This is a genomic window from Saccharothrix sp. 6-C (assembly GCF_016695385.1).
GTDB classification, from domain to species: Bacteria; Actinomycetota; Actinomycetes; order Mycobacteriales; family Pseudonocardiaceae; genus Actinosynnema; species Actinosynnema texasense.
The window spans coordinates 5889977-5911851 of the sequence record NZ_CP064192.1 but is presented as its reverse complement, the minus strand read 5'-3'; the positions used below and the strand labels follow the sequence as shown (position 1 = coordinate 5911851).

At 75.4% G+C, this 21875-nt stretch carries 19 protein-coding genes; 10 read left to right on the top strand and 9 right to left on the bottom strand.

The genetic code is table 11. From position 1 onward, the window contains the following. Window positions 1–37: 37 nt before the first annotated feature. The gene (locus IOD16_RS24590; protein WP_236594348.1) at window positions 38–583 is read right to left on the bottom strand and encodes a hypothetical protein; all 546 of its coding nucleotides are present in this window, start codon (window positions 581–583) and stop codon (window positions 38–40) included. A 536-nt stretch (window positions 584–1119) separates the two neighbouring features. Between IOD16_RS24590 and IOD16_RS24585 the strand changes: the two genes are divergently transcribed. After that, window positions 1120–3114: an elongation factor G gene (locus IOD16_RS24585; RefSeq protein ID WP_201436331.1), complete on the top strand. Its 1995-nt coding sequence runs from the start codon at window positions 1120–1122 to the stop codon at window positions 3112–3114. A 63-nt stretch (window positions 3115–3177) separates the two neighbouring features. Then, window positions 3178–3621 (top strand): MarR family winged helix-turn-helix transcriptional regulator, encoded by a 444-nt coding sequence (locus tag IOD16_RS24580; RefSeq protein ID WP_201441551.1) that lies wholly within the window; start codon window positions 3178–3180, stop codon window positions 3619–3621. A 101-nt stretch (window positions 3622–3722) separates the two neighbouring features. On the opposite strand, the gene IOD16_RS24575 is transcribed toward IOD16_RS24580, so the two are convergent. Continuing rightward, window positions 3723–4274 (bottom strand): TetR/AcrR family transcriptional regulator, encoded by a 552-nt coding sequence (locus IOD16_RS24575; protein ID WP_201436330.1) that lies wholly within the window; start codon window positions 4272–4274, stop codon window positions 3723–3725. 101 nt (window positions 4275–4375) lie between these two features. On the opposite strand from IOD16_RS24575, the gene IOD16_RS24570 reads away from it, so the two are divergent. After that, window positions 4376–4852: a DoxX family protein gene (locus IOD16_RS24570; RefSeq protein ID WP_201436329.1), complete on the top strand. Its 477-nt coding sequence runs from the start codon at window positions 4376–4378 to the stop codon at window positions 4850–4852. Here the strand turns inward: IOD16_RS24570 and IOD16_RS24565 are convergent. Further along, entirely contained in the window at window positions 4842–5201 is a 360-nt protein-coding gene (locus tag IOD16_RS24565; protein WP_201436328.1) for an STAS domain-containing protein, read from the bottom strand. The two genes, IOD16_RS24570 and IOD16_RS24565, sit on opposite strands and share 11 nt — an antisense overlap. A 237-nt stretch (window positions 5202–5438) precedes the next feature. Between IOD16_RS24565 and IOD16_RS24560 the strand changes: the two genes are divergently transcribed. Both IOD16_RS24560 and IOD16_RS24555 read left to right on the top strand, forming a co-directional pair. Further along, window positions 5439–5639 (top strand): hypothetical protein, encoded by a 201-nt coding sequence (locus IOD16_RS24560; RefSeq protein ID WP_201436327.1) that lies wholly within the window; start codon window positions 5439–5441, stop codon window positions 5637–5639. 1 nt (window position 5640) lies between these two features. Next, complete coding sequence (locus IOD16_RS24555) at window positions 5641–6651, top strand: TerC/Alx family metal homeostasis membrane protein (RefSeq protein ID WP_201436326.1); 1011 nt, start codon at window positions 5641–5643, stop codon at window positions 6649–6651. A gap of 208 nt (window positions 6652–6859) precedes the next feature. On the opposite strand, the gene IOD16_RS24550 is transcribed toward IOD16_RS24555, so the two are convergent. After that, window positions 6860–8047, bottom strand: coding sequence for an FAD-binding protein (locus tag IOD16_RS24550; RefSeq protein ID WP_236594347.1), 1188 nt, complete (start codon window positions 8045–8047; stop codon window positions 6860–6862). A 39-nt stretch (window positions 8048–8086) separates the two neighbouring features. Continuing rightward, window positions 8087–8947, bottom strand: coding sequence for an alpha/beta fold hydrolase (locus IOD16_RS24545; protein ID WP_201436325.1), 861 nt, complete (start codon window positions 8945–8947; stop codon window positions 8087–8089). A 126-nt stretch (window positions 8948–9073) separates the two neighbouring features. Between IOD16_RS24545 and IOD16_RS24540 the strand changes: the two genes are divergently transcribed. Together IOD16_RS24540 and IOD16_RS24535 are read left to right on the top strand one after the other, a co-directional pair. After that, the gene (locus IOD16_RS24540; RefSeq protein ID WP_201436324.1) at window positions 9074–12181 is read left to right on the top strand and encodes a BTAD domain-containing putative transcriptional regulator; all 3108 of its coding nucleotides are present in this window, start codon (window positions 9074–9076) and stop codon (window positions 12179–12181) included. Window positions 12182–12403: 222 nt separating this feature from the next. Further along, window positions 12404–13522, top strand: coding sequence for an alpha/beta hydrolase family protein (locus IOD16_RS24535; RefSeq protein ID WP_236594346.1), 1119 nt, complete (start codon window positions 12404–12406; stop codon window positions 13520–13522). 3 nt (window positions 13523–13525) lie between these two features. On the opposite strand, the gene IOD16_RS24530 is transcribed toward IOD16_RS24535, so the two are convergent. Together IOD16_RS24530 and IOD16_RS24525 are read right to left on the bottom strand one after the other, a co-directional pair. Further along, window positions 13526–14197, bottom strand: coding sequence for a response regulator (locus tag IOD16_RS24530; RefSeq protein WP_201436323.1), 672 nt, complete (start codon window positions 14195–14197; stop codon window positions 13526–13528). After that, window positions 14194–15462, bottom strand: a complete 1269-nt coding sequence (locus tag IOD16_RS24525) for a sensor histidine kinase (RefSeq protein WP_236594345.1) — start codon at window positions 15460–15462, stop codon at window positions 14194–14196. Before IOD16_RS24525 ends, IOD16_RS24530 begins: the two co-directional genes overlap by 4 nt. 204 nt (window positions 15463–15666) lie before the next feature. On the opposite strand from IOD16_RS24525, the gene IOD16_RS24520 reads away from it, so the two are divergent. Beyond that, window positions 15667–16359, top strand: coding sequence for an ABC transporter ATP-binding protein (locus tag IOD16_RS24520; RefSeq protein WP_123746723.1), 693 nt, complete (start codon window positions 15667–15669; stop codon window positions 16357–16359). Further along, entirely contained in the window at window positions 16356–18713 is a 2358-nt protein-coding gene (locus IOD16_RS24515; protein WP_201436321.1) for an ABC transporter permease, read from the top strand. The genes IOD16_RS24520 and IOD16_RS24515 overlap by 4 nt, the downstream gene beginning before the upstream one ends. Here IOD16_RS24515 and IOD16_RS24510 read toward each other — a convergent pair. Further along, window positions 18685–19860 carry an MFS transporter gene (locus tag IOD16_RS24510; RefSeq protein WP_201436320.1) on the bottom strand — a complete coding sequence of 392 codons (1176 nt, stop codon included), beginning with the start codon at window positions 19858–19860 and terminating at the stop codon, window positions 18685–18687. The two genes, IOD16_RS24515 and IOD16_RS24510, sit on opposite strands and share 29 nt — an antisense overlap. A 129-nt stretch (window positions 19861–19989) precedes the next feature. Between IOD16_RS24510 and IOD16_RS24505 the strand changes: the two genes are divergently transcribed. Further along, on the top strand, window positions 19990–20988 hold the full coding sequence (locus IOD16_RS24505) for a LacI family DNA-binding transcriptional regulator (protein ID WP_201436319.1): 999 nt from the start codon (window positions 19990–19992) through the stop codon (window positions 20986–20988). 306 nt (window positions 20989–21294) lie between these two features. Here the strand turns inward: IOD16_RS24505 and IOD16_RS24500 are convergent, their stop codons facing one another. Next, window positions 21295–21873 carry a hypothetical protein gene (locus IOD16_RS24500; RefSeq protein ID WP_201436318.1) on the bottom strand — a complete coding sequence of 193 codons (579 nt, stop codon included), beginning with the start codon at window positions 21871–21873 and terminating at the stop codon, window positions 21295–21297. Between the last annotated feature and the right edge of the window lie 2 nt (window positions 21874–21875).

The following is a 21875-nucleotide window of genomic DNA, read 5'->3' as shown; positions in this document are numbered from 1 at the left end:
CCGGTCGCGCCGCCGGTCCCCCTTCCACGCGGCGGTGTCAGCAGCCGCCGCAGTTGTAGTAGGTGACGTCCCAGTGGTTGCTCTCGAGGTAGTAGACGTTCCCGGAGCCGGACTGCCACTTGTTGCCACCGATGGAGGTGAAGGTGCCCTTCACGTAGTTGGTGAGGCAGGTGGTGAGGCGGAAGTCGAGCTTGTAGCCGTTCCAGTGGCTGTAGGTGCCGCTGGCGTGGCCGGTCTCGGTGCCGCCGGTGATGGTCAGCGCGCAGCCGGTGGCCCGCTTGAGCGTCTCCGCGCCCTGCACCGTGGTCAGGTTGATCTGCGTGAACGAGGTGCAGGTCGGGTTGTTGCGGTCGCTGCACCCGCCGCTGGACGTCCACGAGATGCCGGCCGCGCTGAAGCGCGCGGTGGCCTGCGCGTGGGTCAGCTTGGTGACCAGGGCGGTGACGGGGGTGTCGGCGGCGGGCTGGAAGACGGTGTCCTGGACGACTTCGGCGGGCGCGGCCGAGGCGGCGGTCGCGCCGGTGATGGCGAGCAGGGCGGTGGCGGCGGCCACGACGGCGGCGCGGAATCGACCGGTACGCATGGGGACTGTCCTTTCGACGGGCAGCCCTCGCCGGTCCGGGGTCGACCGGGGTTCGGCGCAGGGATGCGGCAGGGGTCGTCGGACAGCAGCTTAGGTGCCGGCAAGTTACCGCACAGCAGCCAAGTGGGAGATTTTCTGACTAGCTTCACCGTGGTATGGCGGTGTGGCCCGCCCGCCGGGGCTTCTTTGCCGGAACCCGGCAATTGACCGGGTCTCGGAGCGGCCTGGGTGCGACATTGTTCCCGGTGGCTCCGTCGATCAGGATTGATGCAGGTCGGGGAGCCGGGGGGCGAGGGGATCCGGGGGGATCAGAGGGGAAGCAGGGGGCAAGGGGGGCAGGGGGAAGGGGAGCGGTTCCACGCCCGTTGGGGAACGGGCGTGGAACCGGTCGTCCGCCGCGCCGCGCACCGCCGCCGCGCACCACCGGGTGAAATCGGCCGGCGCGAAGCCGGGTGTCCGCCCTACGGTGTGCCGCGCAGGTGTTCACGCCTTGAGGAGGAATGAGATGCGGCGACTCGACGGTCTGCTCCGTCCGGATGCCCCTTCCCACACCCCCGAGGACCGTCATCACCACCCGAACCCTCAACTTGGGCGTGCTCGCGCACGTCGACGCAGGTAAGACCAGCCTCACCGAGCGGCTGCTGTTCGACCACGGGACGATCCCGCGGCTCGGCAGCGTCGACAGCGGTGACACGCAGACCGACAGCGGCGAGCTGGAACGCCGCCGCGGCATCACGATCCGCTCCGCCGTCGCCTGGTTCCGGCTCGGCGACCTCCAGGTGAACCTGGTGGACACGCCGGGGCACCCGGACTTCGTCGCCGAGGTCGACCGCGCCCTGTCCGTGCTGGACGGCGCGGTGCTGGTGATCTCGGCGGTCGAGGGCGTGCAGGCGCAGACCGGGGTGCTGCTGCGCTCGCTGCGCCGGTTGCGCCTGCCGACCCTGCTCTTCGTCAACAAGATCGACCGGATGGGCGCGCGGCACGACGACCTGCTCGCCGAGATCCGCCGCCGGCTGACGCCCGCCGTGCTCCCGATGGTGCGGGTCGAGCGGCTGGGCGCGCGGGACGCGCGGGTCGTCGCCCGGCCCGCCGCCGACGGCGCGTTCCGGGCGGAGGCGGCCGAGCTCCTGGCCGACCACGACCTCCCGCTGCTGGGCCGGGTGATCGACGGCGACGTGCCCGAGGACGTGTCCGCGCCGCTGCGCGACCAGACGTGCCGGGGGCTGGTGCACCCGGTGTACTTCGGCTCGGCGGTGTCCGGCGCGGGCACGGCGGAGCTGGCCGACGGCATCCGGGGGTTCCTCGCGCCGCGGCCGGCCCCGTCCGACGACCTGCGCGGCGCCGTGTTCGCCGTCGAACGCACCGGCAAGGGCGAGAAGGTCGCCTACCTGCGGCTGTTCTCCGGGACGCTGCACGGCCGGCAGCGGGTGGCGTTCCGGCGCCGGGACCCCTCGGGCGCGGTGGAGGAGCACCGGGGCCGCGTCGCCGGGCTGGAGGTCGTGGGCGGCGGCGCCGGGCCGCTCACCGCGGGCGACATCGGCAAGCTGCGCGGGCTGCCCCACGTGCGCGTGGGTGATCGGCTGGGTGCGGACGACGACGGCGGGAGGACGCACTTCTCGCCGCCGATCCTGGAGTCGGTGGTCCGGCCCGGGGAACCCGGCCGGGCGGCCGAGCTGCACGCCGCGCTGACCAGGCTGGCCGACGAGGACCCGCTCATCCGGACCCGGGCGGCGGGCGGCGGCACGACGTCCGTGCTGCTCTACGGGGCCGTGCAGCGCGAGGTGATCGCCGAGCGGCTGCACCGCGAGTTCGGCGTCGAGGCGGTGTTCGAGCAGGCCCGGCCGGTGTACTTCGAACGGCCGGTGGGCCGGGGCGAGTCGGTGCACGAGTTCGACCCGCGCGGGCCGAACGACTTCTGGCAGACGGTCGGCGTGCGCGTCGAGCCGCTGCCGCCGGGCTCCGGCCGCACCTTCACCAGGCAGGCCCAGCTCGGCCTGCTGCCGAAGGCGTACCACCGGGCGATCGAGGAGGCGGCGACGGCGACGCTGCGGCAAGGCCTGCACGGGTGGGAGGTCACCGACTGCGCGGTGACCATCACGCGCGTCGGCTTCGACGCGCCGATGACGGTCGCCGCCGATTTCCGCCACCTGACGCCCGTGGTGCTGCTGCGGGCGTTGCGGCAGGCGGGCAGCGCCGTGCACGAGCCCGGCTCCACCGTCGAGGTGGAGGTGCCGGACGACGCGCTCAGCGCCGTGACCGGCCTGCTGCTCTCGCTGGGCGCGGACCTCGGCCCGGCGGTCGCGACCGGCCCGGTGTGGCGCGTGCCGGGCGACCTCCCGGCGCGCTCGCTGCACGACCTCGCCGCCGCCCTGCCCGGTCTGACCTGCGGCGAGGGGAGCATCCGGCACGAACCGGGCCCCGCCCGCCGGGTCCGCGGGCCGGCGCCGACCCGGGCCAGGACGGACGGCAACCCGCTCGACCTCGACGAGTACCTGCGGTTCCTGTCCAACCGGGACCTGGCCGACCGGTGACCGCCGGCGCTCACCGGTCGACCGGCTTTGACAGGTACTTGTCAACCTGCCAGATTGTCCGATGTGACCGACCTGTCCGATCGTGGCCGCGAGTTCTCGAACCTCCTCGTCGAGGTGTTCCGGGTGAACGGCCTGCTCCTCGCCGCCGGTGACGGGCTGGCCGAGCCGGCGGGCCTGACCAGCGCCCGGTGGCAGGTGCTCGGCGTGGTGGACCACGGGCCGCGCACGATCGCGCAGGTGGCCCGGGTGATGGGGCTGACCAGGCAGGCCGTCCGGCAGACGGCGGCCGGCCTGGTCCGCGACGGCATGGCCGAGTTCCGGGACAACGTGCGCGACCGCCGGGCCCGGCTGCTCGCGCTCACCCCGCGCGGCCGGGCGGCCCTGCGCGAGGTCGAGCTGCGCCAGGCGGCGTGGGCGAACGACGTGGCCGCCCGCATGCCCCTGGCCGAGCTGCGCGCCGTCACCGGGACCCTGCGCGACCTGGGCGACCTGGTGGAGGAGCGGTGACGGTCGTCCCGCCGGACCCGACCGACCGGCTGTGGCCGGTCGGTCGGTCGGCGTGCGTGGAGGTGCCGCGCCGGCGGTCGTGACGCGCGCCCGGCCGCCCGCTAGGTCGGGAACATCGAGCCCGCGAAGGCCCGCACCATCGCCTCCGGGTCCCGGCCGGCCCGCGACAGCGCGCCGGTGTTCCACAGCGTCGCGAAGCCGTGCACGAGCGACCAGGCCGCGACCGACGCCGACGCCGGGTCGGGCCGGTCGGCGACGCCGTCCGCCAGGGCCGCGCCGGCCCGGTCGCGCGCCTCGGTCAACGCGGGGTCGTCGGGGCGCAGGAGGTCGGGCCGGAACATCACCTCGAAGTGCGCGCGGTGCCCGACCGCGAAGCGCACGTAGGCCACGCCCAGGTCGACGATGTCGCCGCCCGCCGCCACCGTCCCGTCCAGCGCGTCGGCCAGGAGCGTGAAGCCCTCCGCGGCGAGCGCGGTGAGCAGGCCCGCCTTGTCCTTGAAGTGGTGCACCGGTCCCGCGTGCGACACCCCGACCCGCCGGGCCAGGTCGCGCAGGCCGACGCCGGCGGGTCCGTGCTCGGTGATCGCCTCGACCGCCGCGTCCAGGACGGCGCGGCGCAGGTCCCCGTGGTGGTACGGGCGCTCCGTGGTCACCCCGGCAGCCTACCCGCGATCTAGTCATTGACAAGTTCGCGGGTCGCCGTCAATCTTGCCACTGTCAAGTTCACGTCGTGTCCGTCGTCGGAGGAGTGCCCGTGGCACCGCTCGTGATCCTCGTCCTGGTCACCCTCGCCCTGGTCGGCCTGCGGGCCGTCGGCGTCACCCGCGTCCCCGCCTGGCCGTTCGCCGTGCGGTGCGGGGTCGCGGCGATGTTCGTCGCGACCGGGGTGGCGCACTTCGCCGGCCTGCGCGAGGAGCTGATCGCGATGGTGCCGCCCGCCGTCCCCGCGCCCGGTCTCGTGATCACCGTGACGGGCGTGCTGGAACTCGCGGGCGCGGCGGGCGTGCTGTGGCGGCGGACCGCGCCGTGGGCGGCGGCCGGCCTGACCGCGATGCTGGTCGGCATGTTCCCGGCGAACGTCTACGCCGCCCGGCAGGGCATCTCACCGTCGTTCGGCGACGCCTTGGTGCCGCGCACGCTCATGCAGCTCGTCTTCCTCGCGGCCACCGTGAGCATCGTGGCGCACTACGCCCGTCGTCCCCGCGAGGCGCGCGAGAACGTCAGCCGATGACCACCTGATCGAGGGACGGCACGACGGTCAGCACCCGGTCGACCTCGGTGAGCTCCAACGGGTGAACGACCGATCGGCGGCTCGCCACGACCGTGAACCGGACCCCGACCGCGACCGCGCGGTGGTGCGCGTCGAGCAGGGCCGCGATGCCGAGCGAACCCAGGATGGTCACCTCGGTCAGATCCACCACCAGCACCGGTGGCCGCCGGGCCAGCTGGGCGTCCAGCTCGGCGCGGACCAGGTCGACACCCGCCAGGTCGACCTCGCCGACGACCCGGGTGACCGCGAGGCCGCGCGCCTCGGTCGTGCCGACGGCGAGATCCGCGCCCCGCCCATGCCGATCGGTCATGGCACGCCGCCCCTCGGTGTGGACCTCATGTGTGACCGTGGCGTCGTCCTGGTCCGGTGCGGCGTTACGCCCTGCCGAGGGGCCCCGGTCACGCCGTCCGCGGGCCGGGGTACTCCTCCGGTCCCCGCGCGGTCCGCCGTGCGCCGTGCGGCCCGGTGCGTCACATTGTGCTCGACCACGCGCCGTGCTCGGCGGTGATCGCGCACCGCGACGCAACGACTCCACGAGGAGGCACGCGTGACCCCGCAACTCCGCGCCCACCGGCCCGACCCGGCCCGCCCCTCCGCCTCCCCGCCCCGCGGCCACGAACCGGACCCGCCCGACCCGTCGACCCCGGACCCCGTCCCGCGCCGGCCGCACCCGACCGGACCCGACCCGGTGCCGCCGAACCCGCTACCGCCGCCGGTCCCGCCCACCTCCGCCCGCCGGGGCCGCTGACGTGGCGGACATCGGAGGGCTCACCTGGGCGCTCACCATCGGCCTGGTCCTCGTGCTGATCGCGGTGGACCTAGTGCTGGCGGTCCTGCGCCCGCACCGCGTCAAGATCCGCGAGGCGACCGCGTGGTCGGTGTTCTACGTGCTCTTCGCCCTGCTGTTCGGCGTGTGGTTCACGCTGGCGTACGGCGGGCAGGCCGGCACCGAGTACTTCGTCGGCTACCTGGTGGAGAAGAGCCTCTCGGTCGACAACCTGTTCGTGTTCGTGATCATCATGTCGACGTTCGCCGTGCCGGAGGAGCACCAGCACAAGGTGCTGACGTTCGGCATCGTGCTGGCGCTGGCGCTGCGCGCGGTGTTCATCGCGGTCGGCGCGACGCTGCTGGCGCTGTTCTCGTTCGTGTTCCTGCTGTTCGGCCTGCTGCTGATCTACACGGCCGTGCAGCTGTTCCGGCACCGGGACGAGGACCCGGACGTCGAGGACAACCTCGTGGTGAAGACCGCGCGCCGGGTGCTGCCGATCGCCGACGACTACCAGGACGGCAAGCTGTTCGCCCGCGTCGACGGCCGCCGGATGGCCACGCCGCTGTTCGTGGTGCTGCTGGCGATCGGCAGCATCGACGTGCTGTTCGCCCTGGACTCGATCCCGGCGGTCTTCGGGATCACGTCCGAGCCGTACATCGTGTTCGCCGCCAACGCGTTCGCGCTGCTCGGCTTGCGGGCGTTGTTCTTCCTGGTGAAGGGGTTGCTCGACCGGCTGGTGTACCTGTCGACGGGCCTGTCGCTGATCCTGGCGTTCATCGGGGTGAAGCTGATCCTGCACTGGGCGCACGAGGACCTCGACCCGCGCGTGCCGGAGGTGCCGACGCTGCTCAGCCTCGCGGTGATCCTCGTGGTGCTGACGGTGGTGACCGTGGCGAGCCTGGTCAAGACGCGGCGCGACCCGTCGATGAAGGCGCGTCCCGGCTCGCTGCGGGCCCGCCGCGCCAAGGCCGAGCCGGAACGCCCCGACTGACCAGCACCCGCCCACCACTTCGCGTGTCCTACCTTCGGAACACGCGTGTCCTACGTTCGCGTCACGCGTGTCCTACGTTCCGGTACCCCGTGTTGAACGTTCGGCACGGCGAGCGTGTGTTCCGAGCGTTCAACATGGGTGTTCCGAACGTAGGACACGCACGGTCGGAACGTAGGACACGCGTGACCGGAACGTAGGACACGCGGGGTCAGAGGAGGTAGGTGGTGCCGCCGGCGGCGAGGCAGAGGCGGCGCAGCACGTCGTTGTCCTCGAGCATGGCGCGCAGGGTCGGGGCCGAGTCGGCGGTCCGCAGCAACGCCAGCAGGAACACGAGCGGGCTGTCGGGCACGCGGAGGCCGGGTGTGCGGAGCACGGCGCGCGGCACCGGGTAGACGAGCACCACGCCGTTCTCGCCGACCGCCGGCCCCGCCAACGACGCGGTCAGCACCTGCTCGACGGCGGTGTCGGGCAGCAGCACGGTGAGCCAGGGGTGCGGCCACCGCCAAGGCCCGAGCACGCGCAGGGCCGCCACGTCGTCGGCCATCCGGTTGGCGAAGCGGCGGTAGGTGGCGGTGTCGGCGTCGGCCGCTTCACGCCGGTGGCGCAACCCGGCCAACGGCTCCGGCGGCGGCTCCGGCGGCGTGAAGTAGGCCGTGGCGTCGATCCGGAACGACCACCGCCCCGCGCCGTCCGGCCTGGCCCGCCCTTCCAGGTGGTCGAACCGGCGTTCGGCGGCCAACAGCCGCTGGTCGCGCAGGAAGTCGCCCACCCGGTCGTAGCGCAGCCGGAAGCAGCGGGCGTGGGTGTGCGCGGGCACGAGCCGCACCGTCGCCCGCAGGATCACGCCCCGCCGGCCACCTCCCGCGCGCACCGCGTCGAACACCTCCGGGTGACGGGTCGGCGAGCACGTCACCCGGACGCCGTCGGGGGTGACGGCGTCGAGCTCGAGCACGGTGTCCGTCTGCGCCCCGAAGCGGTGGCTCGCGCCGCCGAGACCGCCGACGGACAGCGTGCCGCCCACGGACAGCCCGAGGTAGTCGGTCAGCACGGGCGGTGTCACGCCGAGCGGCAGGGTGGCGGCGAGCACGTCGCTCCACCGCGCGCCCGCGTCCACGACGACGTGCTCGGACGTCACCCGGTGCACGGTCCGGAAGCCGGTCATGTCCAGCACGAGCCCGCCGGGCGCCTGCGCCTGTCCACCGGTCGAGTGACCTTCGGCCCGCGGCACGACGGTGAGGCCGTGCGCGCGGGCCAGCCGCACCGCGGCCGGGACGTCGTCGGCGGACGTCGGGCGCAGCACACCGACCGGCCGCCGTCGCACGACGTGCCCGAAGTCGTCGGCGGCCCAGTCGAGCGCCGCGTCGTCCGTCAGCGGCACGCCGCCGGGGAAGTCCACGCCCCGAAGCGTGCCACCGGAACCGGTCACCCACCGGATCTAGCGGGCGAGCAGGTCCCGCAGCGCCCTGACGACCTCGCCGGGCGCCTCTTCGGCCATGAAGTGACCGCACGTGACGGTGCGGTGGTCCAGGTCCGGGGCCCACTGCCGCCACCGGTCGGCGGCGTCGAAGCCGAGGACCGTGCCCCAGTCCTGCTGCAGCACGGTCACCGGCATGCGCAGCCGGTTCCCGGCTTCCCGGTCGGCCAGGTCGTGCTCGACGTCCACGGTGGCGGAGGCCCGGTAGTCGGCGACGATCGACGGGACCGCCTCGCGGGACGCCTTCAGGTAGGCGGCGCGGACGTCGGCCGGGATCGCGGCCGGGTCGACGGCCCACGTGTCGAGGAAGTGGCCGAAGAACGCGTCCGCCGACGCGCCGATCATCGCCTCGGGCAGGCCGGGCGGCTGGGCCATCAGGTACAGGTGGAAACCGACGGCCGCGGTGACGCCGTGCATGACGTCCCACGTGTCGAGGGTCGGCAGCACGTCCAGCGACGCCAGGTGGGTGACCGCGGCGGGGTGGTCGAGCCCGGCGCGGACGGCGACCAGCGCGCCCCGGTCGTGGCCCGCCAGCGCGAACCGGTCGTGCCCGAGCGCGCGGGCGAGGGCGACGACGTCGGCGGCCATCGTGCGCTTCGAGTACGCCCGGCCGTCGTCGGCCGGCTTGTCGCTGTCGCCGTACCCGCGCAGGTCGGGGCAGATGACGGTGTGGTCGGCGGCCAGGTCGGCGGCGACGTGCCGCCACATCAGGTGGGTCTGGGGGAAGCCGTGCAGCAGCACGACGGGGCTGCCCGTGCCTCCCACGGCGACGTTGAGCGCCACGCCGTCGGCGACGGTGACGCGCTGCTCGGTGACCTTCACGTGCGGCTCCGGGTTCGGTCGGGGTGCGGTTGCCCGACCCACTCTGGGCGGCGCCGATCAGCGCCCGGTCAGCAGCCGATCAGCACCCCGGCGCACGCCTGGACCAGGTCGGATACGGTGTCGGCGATGGTGCGTTTCCGGGTGTTGGGCCCGTTGGGAGCCGTGGGTGGGCGCGGGCCGCTCGACCTCAAGGGGCCGCGGCACCGCGCGGTGCTGGCACGCCTGCTGGTCGCCAGGGGCCGGGTGGTGCCGGTGACGCGGCTGATCGACGACCTCTGGGACGACGACGCGCCGGACGGTGCGCTGGGCGCCGTGCAGACGTTCGTCGGCGCGTTGCGGAAGGCCCTCGAACCCGACCGCCCACCCCGCGCGCCCGCCCGGCTGCTGGTGACCGTGCCGCCGGGGTACGCGCTGCGGGCGGGCGAGGCGGACGAGGTCGACGCCTGGCGGTTCGAGGCGGCGGTGGGGGAGGCGGCCCGGTCCCTGGCCGCCGGCCGGCCGGCGGAGGCGAAGGCGCTGCTGGACGACGTGCTCGACCTGTGGCGCGGCCCCGCGTACGCGGAGTTCGCCGACCGGCCGTGGGCGCACGGCGAGGCCGCGAGGCTGGACGAGGTGCGGCTGCTGGCCGTGGAACGGCGGGCCGAGGCGGCGTTGGCGCTGGGCGCGGCGGCGGAGTCGGTGCCGGACCTGCGGGCGCACGTCACCGCGCACCCGTTGCGCGAGGACGGCCGGCGGCTGCTGGCCCTCGCCCTCTACCGGACCGGACGGCAGGGCGAGGCGCTGGCCACCCTCCGCCAGTCCCGGGACGTGCTGCGCGCGGAGCTCGGCGTCGACCCCGGCCACGCCCTCCGGCGGCTCGAGGCCGACATCCTCGCCCAGTCGCCGGCCCTCGCGCCCGAACCACCGCCCGAGCCGTCGAGCGCCCGGTCCACCCCGTTCGTCGGCCGCGCGGACGAGCTGGCCGAGCTGGTCCGGGCCGCGCGGACGGGCCGGCGGCTGGCGCTGGTCTCGGGCACGGCGGGAGCGGGCAAGACGGCGTTGGCCGAGGAGCTGGCCGCCCGGCTCGCCGCCGCCGGCTGGGCCACCGCGTGGGGCACGTGCGCCGAGGACGCGCCCGCCGCCTGGCCGTGGACGCGGATGGCGGAAGCGCTTGCGCTCGGGGACGACCTGCCCGCCGGCCGGTTCGAGCGGCACCGCGCGATCGCCGCCGCCCTGGCCCGGCGGGAGCAGCCGGTCCTGCTGGTCTTCGACGACCTGCACCGGGCCGACGACGACACCCTCGCGCTGGTGACGTCCCTGGCCGCCGACCCGGACGCCGGCCGGGTGCTGATCGTCGGCACCTACCGCTCCACCGAGATCTCCGCCGCCCTGACCGGAGCCCTCGGTCGGGCCGCCCGCACCGAGCCCGCCCGCGTCCACCTGGGCGGCCTGACCGAAGCCCGGGTGCGCGACCTGGTCGAGGCCGTCACCGACCGCGCGCCGACGGACGCCGACGTGCGCGCGATCCACACCCGCAGCGGCGGCAACCCGTTCTTCGTCCGCGAGCTGACCCGCCTCTGGGAGACCGACCCCGCCCTGAGCACCGTCCCCGCCGGTGTCCGCGACGTGCTGCGCCACCGCCTCGCCCAGCTCTCCGACACGGCGCGCACCCACCTGCGCCAGGCGTCCGTCCTCGGCCAGGAGGTCGACCTGGACGTGCTGGTCCCGCTCGCGGGCGACGAGGACGCGGTGCTGGACTCCGTCGAGTCGGCGCTGCTCGCGGGTTTCCTGGTCGAGCCGGACGCCGACCGGCTGCGGTTCGCCCACGCGCTCGTGCAGGAGACGCTGTACGACGACATCGCGCACGCCCGCCGGGCCCGGTGGCACGCCGCTGCCGCCGACGTCGTCGAGCGGGTGCGCCCCGACGACGTCGAGGCCGTCGCCCACCACCTCCTGCGCGCCGGGAACCGGGTCGCCGCCGCGCGGACCGCCCACCACACCCGGGCCGCCGCGGAACGCGCGGAGCGCCGGTCCGCGCCGCACCAGGCGGCCAGGTGGTGGCGCGAGACGCTGGCCCGGACGGGAGGACCGGACCGCCTCGACGCCGTGATGGGCCTGGTGCGGGCGCTGGCCGTGACCGGCGACCTCGACCAGGCCCGCCGGCACCGGGCGCGCGCCGTCGCCGAGGTGGCCGGCGACCCGGTGCTGACCGCCCGCACGATCGGCTCGTTCGACGTGCCCGCGATCTGGACCACCAACGACGACGAAGCCCTGTCCGCGGACCTCGTCGACGCGGCCGAACGCGCGCTGGACGCCCTGCCGCCGGGCCACGACGCCGAACGCGCCCGCCTCCTGGTCACCATCGCGATGGAACGCCGCGCCGACACCGGGCGGCGTGGCCGGGACGCGGCCCTCGAAGCCGAGGCCGTCGCCCGCGAGCTGGACGACCCGGCGTTGCTGGCCCTGGCGCTCAACGGCCGGTTCCTCCAGACGTGCCACCGGGCGGGCCTCGCGCCGGACCGGGCCCGGATCGGCGCGGAGCTGCTGGACCTCGCCGCCCGCCACGGCCTGGTGACGTTCGAGGTGCTCGCCCACCTCATCCTCGTGCAGTCCCACGCCGCGCTCGCCGACCTGGCCGCCGCCGACCGGCACGCCGCCGCGGCCGACGCGCTCGCCGAACGGCACGACCTGCCGCTGGTCGGCGTCTTCACCACCTGGTACACCGCGCTGCGCCTGGCCGTGACCGGGCGGCGGGACGAGGCGCGGGCCGCCTACCGCGCCGCCGCGTCCCGCCTGTCCGGCGCCGGGATGCCGGGCGTGGAAAGGGGAATCCTGCCGTTGGCGCTGCTGGGCCTCGGCGACGTGCCGGACGCCGACTGGGGCCCGTACGAGCCGTGGGCGCGCCCGGTCGTCCTGCTGGCGCGGGGCGAGCGCGCCGAAGCGCTCGCGGCCGTCGTCCCCGACTCGCCGCACGACCTGCTGTTCGAGGCCAGGACGTGCCTGCACGCGGTGGTCGCCGTCGAAGCGGGCGACCGGCCGACCATGGCGCGCCTCTACGACCGGCTCCTCCCGGCGGCCGGGGAGCTCGCCGGCGCGGGCAGCGGCCTGGTCGCGTTCGGCCCGACCGCCCACCACCTCGCCGCCCTCGCCGCCGCGCTCGGCCGTCCCGGACAGGCCGCCGGGCACCGGCGGCGGGCGCGGCGGATCGCCGCCGCGCTGGGCGCTCCACAGTGGACCGGATTCGACGTCACCTAGTGGGCGGCTCAGGGTGCCGCTGGGTGATCGTCCTGATCCGGTGCGCACCCGGACCGCCCTAGGTTCGTCCGGGTGACTGGAAAACGAGTGATCCTGCCGGCGCTGCTCGCCGGCGCGACGTTGGCCACGGCCGTGCCCGCCACGGCCGCACCCGGGACAGCCCCACCCGCGACAGTCCCACCCCGGACGGCCGCACCCGCACCCGCTGCCGCGGTGTCGCCGGTGAGATTCGAACTCCCCGCCCCCACCGGCCCCTTCGCGGTGGGGACCACCGAACTCCACCTGGTCGACCACGCCCGCCCCGACCCGTGGGTGCCGGGCGCCACCCGGGAGCTGATGGTCACCATCCGGTACCCCGCCAGGGCGGACGGGGACGGGAAGGCGCCGTACCTGCCGCCCGGCGTCGCCGAGGTGGTCGCCGCGAGCGACGCCCGCGCCCTGCGCATCGACCCGGCCGAGCTGGACTACGGCTTCGCCACCCACTCCGTCCCCGACGCGCCGGCCGTCCCCGGCCGCCGACCCGTCGTGCTGTACTCGCCGGGACGCGGCAACCCCCGCGCCCTGGGCACCGGACTCGCGGAGCAGTTGGCGAGCGAGGGCTACGCGGTCGTCGCCATCGACCACACCCACGAGCCGCCGGCGGTGCGGTTCCCGGACGGCCGGGTCGCGCCGCGCTCCGTCCCGCCGCTGACGATCGACGTCAACAAGAAGCTGATGGCGACCCGCGTGCGGGACACGAGCTTCGTCCTGGACCAGCTGGAAGTCCTGGCCCGCGGCGGCAACCCGGACGCGGCCCGCCGCCGCCCGCCGGCGGGCCTGGCCCGCTCGCTCGACCTGTCCCACGTCGGCGTGGTCGGCCACTCGGCGGGCGGGTTCACCGCCGGCGAGACCATGCTGACCGACCGCAGGATCGACGCGGGCGCGAACCTCGACGGCAGCATGGCCTACGACCAGGCCGCGGGCGACTTCGGCCGCGTCGCCACCGAGGGCCTGGACCGGCCGTTCCTGCTGATGAGTGCGGGCGACCACAGCGCGGCGTCCGACCTGTCGTGGCAGTCGTTCCTGGCCCGCCACCGCGCCTGGTCACGGCAGCTGCACCTGCCGGACGGCGAGCACTCCTCGTTCACCGACCACCAGTCGCTGCTGCCGCGACTGGCCGCGCACCTCGGCCTCGACCCGGCGGTGACGACGCCGGTCATCGGCGCCGTCGACCCGGACCGCAGCACCGCCGCCCAACGCGCCTACCTGACCGCGTTCTTCGACCGGCACCTGCGCCACCGGCCGCGACACCTGCTCGACGGACCGTCCGACCGGCACCCCGACGTGCGGTTCCTCGGCTGAACCTCAGCCACGCCCGCCGGGGGTGACCAGACCGGTCTCGTAGGCCACGACGACGGCCTGCACGCGGTCGCGCAGTCCCAGCTTGGCCAGGATGCGCGCCACGTGGGTCTTCACCGTCGCCTCGGACAGGTGCAGCTTCCCGGCCAGCTCGGCGTTGCTCAGCCCGCGCGCCAGCAGGCCGAGCACCTCCAGCTCGCGCGGGGTCAACGCGGCCAGGTCGCGGTGCAACGACGCGGTGCCCGCACCGCGGTCCGCGAACCGCTCCACCAACCGGCGGGTGATGGCGGGCGCCAGCAACGCGTCGCCGGAGCGCACCATCCGCACCGAGGCGACCAAGTGCTCCGGCGTCACGTCCTTGAGCAGGAACCCGCTCGCGCCCGCCGACAACGCGGCGTAGACGTAGTGGTCCAGGTCGAACGTGGTCAGGATGATCACCCGCGGCTCGGGCCGCGCCCCGGTCAGGATGCGGCGGGTGGCCTCCAGGCCGTCCAGCTCCGGCATCCGGATGTCCATCAGCACCACGTCCGGCACGGTCCGCCGCACCGCCTCCACGGCCTCCAGGCCGTTGGTCGCCTCGCCGACCACGTCGATGCCGTCGGCGGTGAGGATCATCCGGAAACCGGTGCGCACCAACACCTGGTCGTCGGCGACCACCACCCGCAGCGGGGCGTTCACGGCGCCTGCACCGGGATCGACGCGGTGACGTGGTAACCGCCGCCGGCGCGGGGCCGGGCGTCCAGCGTGCCGCCGTACACGGCCAACCGCTCCCGCAGGCCGATCAGCCCGTGCCCGTCGCCCGCGGCCGCACCGGGACCGGGTTCCCCGCCGGTGTCGACCACCTCCACCCGGAGGTGGTCGGCGCCGTAGACCACGGTCACCGCCGCCGACCCGCCGGAGGCGTGCTTGACCGCGTTCGTCAACGCCTCCTGCACCACCCGGTAGGCGGCCAGCTCCACCCCCGACGGCAGCGGGCGCGGCTGCCCGCTCACCGTCGACTCGACCGGCACCCCCGAGTCCCGCAGCCGGGCGACCAGGGCCGCCAGCTGGTCGAGCCCCGGCTGCGGCGCCAGGTCCGCCGGGTCGGCGCCGTCCGCCGCCAGCAACCCCATCACGTGCCGCAGCTCCGTCATCGCCGCCCGCCCACCCGCCTCGACCGCCAGCAACGCCTCCCGCGCCTGCCCCGGCGAGGACGCCATCACCTTGCGCGCCGCACCCGCCTGGATCGTCATCACGCTCACGTGGTGCGTCACCACGTCGTGCAGCTCGCGGGCGATGCGGGCCCGCTCGTGCTCCACCGCCCGGTGCAACGCCTCCGCCTGCTCGCGCTCCAACGCCGACACCTGCGCCCGGCCCTCGTCCGTGCGGACCTTCCACGTGCGCAGGCCGTTCGCCGCCACGATCAGCGGCACCAGGACCAGCAGCGGCACGTACTCGTTCGGCACCACCGGCAGCTCGGAGTCCCGGAACACCGCCACCACCAGCACCGCCACCAGCAGGCTCGCCAGCGCGGGCCACCGGTGCGGGCTGTACGCCGCCGCCGAGTAGGCGGCGATGACGCACGCGTAGAACGTGAGCCCCGGCGACTCCGACGGCGACGCCGACGTCGCGTACAGCACCACCCACAGCACGGCCAGCGGATAGCGGCGGCGCAGCGCCAACGCCACCGCGCCCACCACCGCGATCACCACGGCACCCGCCATCACCCCGGGCTGCGGCGGCGGAGGCAGGGGCACCGGTCGCAGCAGACCGCCGACCACGACGACGCGCGCCGGCACGTCCTGCGAGTCGACCGCGTACCGCACCGAGGCGATGCCGACGACCAGCGCCAGCACCGCGTCGAACACGTAGTTGCGCACCGTGGGCCGTGGCAGCGGACCGGTCGGCGGCAGCACCAGCGCCGCCCAGGCCCGCAGTCGGTCCACCACCGGCGCGATAGTCACCCGGCCATTCTCACCGACCCGCCGGCCGCGGACATCCACCCGGCGACCCCTCCGCCTACACCGCTCGACTACACCTCAGGGATGACACCGCGCCGCCGTCGTCCCGGCGGGCTACCGGAAATGCCCCCGCCGACCGACGCGCCCGCGTCCGCGCCGCTCCTAGCGTCCACCGCGCCACATCGAGGACGAACCAGGGAGCCGACCATGACCACGCCGGTGATCGAACTGCGTGACGTGAGCCGCGGGTACGACGACGGGCCACCGGCGTTGAGCGACGTGACGCTGACCGTGCGGGCGGGGGAGGCCGTCGCGGTCCTCGGCCCGTCCGGCAGCGGCAAGTCCACGATGCTCAACCTGATCGCCGGCCTCGACCGACCCGACACCGGCGCCGTCACCGTGGCCGGCGTGCGGATCGACGGCCTGGGCGAGGCTGCGTCCGCGCGCCACCGGCGGGCCCGGATCGGCATGGTGTTCCAGTTCTTCAACCTCCTCGACGACCTGACCGTGGCCGACAACGTGGTGCTGCCCGCCCAGCTCGCGGGCATGGCGCGCGGCACCGCGGCCCGACGCGCGGCGGAACTGCTCGACCAGCTCGGCGTCGCCCGGCACGCCCGCGCCTACCCGGGCCGGCTGTCCGGCGGTGAGCGGCAACGGGTCGCGGTCGCGCGGGCGCTGATGAACCGGCCCGCGCTGCTGCTCGCCGACGAACCGACCGGCGCGCTCGACACCGCCTCCGGCGAGGACGTCAGCGCGCTGCTCACCGAGCTGAACGCCGACGGCCAGACCATCGTGGTGGTCACCCACGACCTGGCGCTCGCCCGGTCCTGCACCCGCCGCACCATCCGGCTGGTCGACGGCCGGATCGCGGGCGACGTCGCCGCGGCGCCGACCCGATGAGCGGCCTGGGCCGGGTCGTCCGCTCGGGCATCGCGCGCCGCCGGGTGCAGACCGCGGTGATCGGGCTCGCCACCACGATGGCCGTCACGTCGTCCGTGCTCGGCGGGTCGCTGCTGGTGGCGTCCACCGCGCCGTTCGACGACGCGTTCGCCGAGCAGCGCGGCGCGCACCTGTCCGCGTGGTTCGACGCGACGAAGACCACGGCGGGACAGCTGGTGGCGCCCGTCGCGGGCGTCACCGCCTCCGCCGGGCCGTTCCCCACCAAGTCGGTCACGCCCAGCGGCGGCGGACGCGGCGACGAGGCGCCGATGACGGTCGTCGGCCGGGCCGACCCCGCCGGCGGACCCGTGGACGCGGTCACGGTGACCGAAGGGGAGTGGGCCGACGAGCCGGGCGAGGTCGTGGTGTCCGCCGACGGGCCCTACGCGCACTCGCCGACCGGCTCCGGCGTCGGCCGCCGCCTCTCCCTCGCCGACGGCTCCGCGGTGACCGTGGTCGGCGTGGCCCGCTCGGTCAGCCGCACCGCCGACGGCTGGGTGCCACCGTCCTGGATCACCGAGCCCGAGGGCTACCAGGTGCTGTACCGCTTCGCGTCCGCCGCCACGACCGAGGAGGTCGACGCGGCCCGCGCGGCGGTCGCGGCGGCGATGCCCGAGGACGCGCTGAGCGGGTCGCAGTCGTGGCTGGTGCTGAAGCGGGCGGCCGACCGGAGCACCGCGGTGTTCGTGCCGTTCCTGATCGCGTTCGGCGTGCTCGGACTGGTCATGTCGCTGCTGGTGGTGGGCAACGTGGTCGCGGGCGCGGTCGGCGCGGGAACCCGGCGGATCGGCATCCTCAAAGCCCTCGGCTTCACCCCCGCGCAGGTCGTGTGGGCGTACCTGGGGCAGGCGCTGGTCCCGGCGGCGGCCGGCGCGGCGGTCGGCGTCGTCGCGGGCAACCTGCTCGCGATCCCGGTGCTGGCCGAGACCGAGGACGTCTACGGCGCGGTGACGTTGACCGTGGCGCCGTGGGTGGACGCCGCGGTGGTCGCCGGCGCGTTGGCGCTCGTGTCGGCCGTGGCGTGGGCGAGCGCGCTGCGCGCCGGGCGGTTGCGCACGGTGGACGCGATCGCCGTCGGCCGAACCCCGCGCCCCGGCCGCGGCCGGTGGGCCGCCGGGCTGACCGCCCGGCTGGCCCTGCCGCGACCCGTCGGCCTCGGCCTGGCCCGCCCGTTCGCCCGGCCCGCCCGTGCGGCGGCGATGGTGGCGGCGGTGCTGTTCGGGGCCACCGCGGTCACGTTCGCGGTCGGGTTGGCGGCGTCGCTCAACCAGATCCAGATCGCCCGCGACCACGACTCGGCGGACGTGACGATCGGCGTGGAAGGCGCCGGCGGCGATCGCCGTCCCGGCCCCGGCCCCGGCCCCGGCCCCGGGCCCGGGCCCGGTCCTGGTGCCCGCCCGGCCGACCCGGTCGCGGTCTCGGCCGTCGTCGACGCACAAGCCGGGACGCGCGCGCACTACCGCACCACCCGGACGAACGTGACCGTCAGCGGGGTGGCCGGCACGACCGCGCTCGTCTCGTTCACCGGCGACGCCACCTGGGACGGCTACCAGCTCGTGTCCGGCCGCTGGTTCGCGCAGCCCGGCGAGGCCGTCGCGCCCACGACGTTCCTGACCGCCACCGGCACCCGGGTCGGCGACACCGTGACGGTGAACGACGGCGCGAACCCGGTCACCCTGCGGATCGTCGGCGACGTCTTCGAGATGAGCCACGACGGCATGGTGGTGCTGACCGACTCGGCCACCTACGCGTCCGGGTCCGCGGACGTGAGCCACCACATCGCGGTGCGGCCCGGCACCGACGTCACCGCGTACCTCGACGGGCTGAACACGGCGCTGAAACCGCTCGACGTCACCGCCCGGGCGGGAGGCTCCACCCAGATCAGCGACACCATCGTGCTCATCGACAGCCTGACGGCCGCGCTCACCCTGATGCTCGTCGCGGTCGCCGCCATGGGCGTGCTGAACGCCGTCGTCCTCGACACCCGCGAACGCATCCGCGACCTGGGCGTCCACAAAGCACTCGGCATGACACCCCGGCAGACCATCGCCATGGTGATCGCCTCGGTCGTCGTCATCGGGGTGGTCGGCGGCGCGGTCGGCGTGCCCGCCGGGGTCGCGCTGCACCGGGCCGTGCTGCCGGCGATGGGGGAGAGCGCCGGGCTCGGCCTGCCCCCGTCGGCGTTCGCCGTGCTCGACCCGCTCACGCTGCTGCTCCTCGGCGCCGGCGGCCTGCTGATCGCGATCGCGGGCGCGGCGCCACCGGCCACCTGGGCGGCGAAGACGTCTACGGCGACGGCCTTGCGGACCGAGTAGGGCGGACGACGGGGACCAGGGCGAGCGCCGGGAGCAGCAGCAGCGGCACGACCAGCAGCGCCCGCAGGACACCGACCTGGTCCCCGAGCAGCCCCACGACCGGCGGCCCGGCCAGGAACGCGGTGTACCCGATGACCGCGACCACGCTGACCCGGGCCGCCGCCCGGCCCTCCTCGTCGGCGGCGGCGCTCATGCCGACCGGGAAGCCGAGCGACGTGCCCAGACCCCACAACGCCACCCCGGCCACCGCCACCGCGGGCTCGCCGCCCAGCACCGCCAGGGCCGTCCCGGTGATCGCCAGCAGCATCGTGCCCACCAGCACCGGCGCCCGCCCCCAGCGGTCGAGCGCGACCGTGCCCACCACCCGGCCGAACGTCATCGTCGCCACGAACACGCCGAACACGACCGCGCCCGCCGCCGGCCCGAACGCGTACCCGTCCACGAACGCCACCGCGACCCAGTCGTTCGCGGTGCCCTCGGTGAACGCCAGCACCAGCACCAGCACCCCGATCAGCAGCGTGCGCGGCTCCCGCCACGCGGCCGGCACACCGCTCTTCCCGCCGGCCGCGTCGTCCGCGCCGTGCCGGAACGACCGCGCGGCGACGACCGTGCCCGCCACCGCGACCACCGCGACACCCGCCAGGTGGGCGGTCACCGGCACGTCCAGCCAGGCCGCCGCCGCGGCCAGGCCGGCGGCGGCCACCGTGCCCAGGCTCCAGACCGCGTGGAACCTCGGCATGACCGTGCGACCGAGCACCCGCTCGACCGCCGCCGCTTCGACGTTCATCGCCACGTTGCACGTGCCCGACCCGTAGCCGAGCAGGAACAACCCGACCGCCGTCGCCGACACCGACGGCCACACCCCGATGGCCGCGCCCGCGACCACCAACCCGGCCGACACCCCGACCGCCGACACGCGCACCGTGCGGCGGGCCCCGAGGCGGTGGGTCACCTCGCCGGCCGTGAGCATCGCCGCCGTCGCGCCCACCGACATCGCCAGCAGCAACAACCCGAGCGCGCCCGAGCCGAGCCCCAACGCGTCGCGGGCGGCGGGCACGCGGGCGAACCAGGACGCCACCGCGACCCCGTTGAGCCCGAACGTGACCGCCACCCCGACCGCCGCACCCCTGACACCACCCGACGTCACCTCGACGTCCTCGCTTCCCCGGTTCGACCCCGACACCGCGCTCCGCCCCTCCCGCACCCTGCTCGCCGGACCCGACCCCACCTGTGGAAGCGCTTCCACCACAAGGGCCGGCCTGGCACACTCGCCGCCGTGGTCGAGGAAGCGCGGGGGTCGGCGGGCGAACCGACCTTGGCGGACGTGGCGCGCCGAGCGGGCGTGTCGGTCGCCACCGCGTCGCGCGCCCTGAGCGTCCGCGGCCCGGCCTCCGCCTCCGCCCGCCACCGAGTCGCCGAAGCCGCCCGCGACCTGGGCTACGCCCCGAACCCCGTCGCCCGCGCCCTGGCCACCCGCAGCGGCACGCGCATCGCCGTAGCCGTCGGCGGCCACACCGCGCACGTGCTCAACGACCCCTACGCGGCCCGCGTGACCGCCGCCACCGCCACCACGGCCGCCGCGCACGGCGTCGGCGCGTCCCTCCACTGGCTACCGCTGCACGACCCGGCCGAACTGGGCAGGTTGGCCGAGAACCGCGACATCGGCGGCATCATCGTCGTCAACCCCACGCCCGCGGCGCTGGCCGCGGTCCCCCGACGCGCCCGCGCCCGAATCGCCTCGATCGGCATAGGCACCCGCGACATCCCGTCCTTCGACGTCGACAACGCCACCGGCACGAGGAGGGTGGTCGAACACCTCCTCGCCACGGGCCGCCGCCGGATCGCCATGATCACGGGCCCCTCGTGGCTGCCCTGCACCGACCGCGCCCTCACCGCCTACCGCCGCGCCCTCGCCGACGCCGGCGCCCCACCCCGCCTGGTCGCCGGCGACTTCACCGCGGCCACCGGCGAGTCCGCCGCCGCCGAGATCACGACCCGCTGGCCGGACACCGACGCGATCTTCGCCTTGGGCGACCTGTCCGCGCTGGGCGCGCTGACGGCCCTGCGCCGCACGGGCGTGGACGTGCCGGGCGACGTCGCGGTCGCCGGCTTCGACGACATCGCCTACGCGACCCTGAGCCGGCCCGGCCTGACCACCACCACGAACCCCGTCGAAGCGATCACCACCGGCGCCGCCACCGCCGTCCTCGACCGCCGACCCGGGCCCCCGCAGACCTTCTACCCGTCGACCCTGGTCCTCCGCGCGAGCACCTGACCACTCACCCGGCGACGTGGCCGAGCCCGACCGGTCGACCGCCGGCGGTCCGTTGCGGGGCGGTCCGTTGCGGGGCGGTCCGTTGCGGGGCGGCCTGTGGTGGGGCGGCCCGTGGTGGGGCGGTGAGTCGAGGGGTGCGGGGTGTGGGGGGTGGGGTGGTGGGTTGAGGGGCGGGGGTTGGTTGCCGGCCTCGTTGTTCCAACCGACGTTCGAGGCCTTCGATAACGGCGTTCTGGTTGTTGATCGGGGTCAGATTCACTCGATCGTGGACGGGGAGGTAGGGGGAAAGAGCTGGTCAGGGGCAGTTTAACGGGAAGTCGAACTCCCGGCGACCGGAGACACCGGCTGGTGGCGGCGGTCGACCGCGACGGCCGCCATCAGCACGCAGCCGGCCATCGGGACCACCAGCGGCGGGAGTTGCCAGGTCACGACCAGCATCACGGCCAGCGACATGACCAGCAGCAGGGAGCCCCCGAAGTCGGACGCGGCACGTCGCCCCGCCGCCCGCGCCACGGCCGGCCACCGCGAACCCGGCGACCACAGCGCCGCGGCGCGCAGCACGACCACCGCCAGACCCACCGCCGCCACCCCGCACACCACGGCCACGACGCCACCGCCGGCGACCCGCGTCCGCAGGAGCACGACGTCCACCACGAGCACGGCGAACGCCGCCGCCACCCCGAGCGACGCCACCCACCCGCCGGGCAGCGCCGACCGCACCCGCTCGAAGAACGACCGGATCGACGTGGTCTCCCCGTCGACGTGGGCCTTGATGTGCGCGCACCCGGCCGCGAGCGCCGGCACCGCCGTCACCACCGGCAGGGCGGCCAGCAGCACCAGCAGCCCCGCCATCAGGCACTCGCCGAACAACGAGAACCGCTTCACCG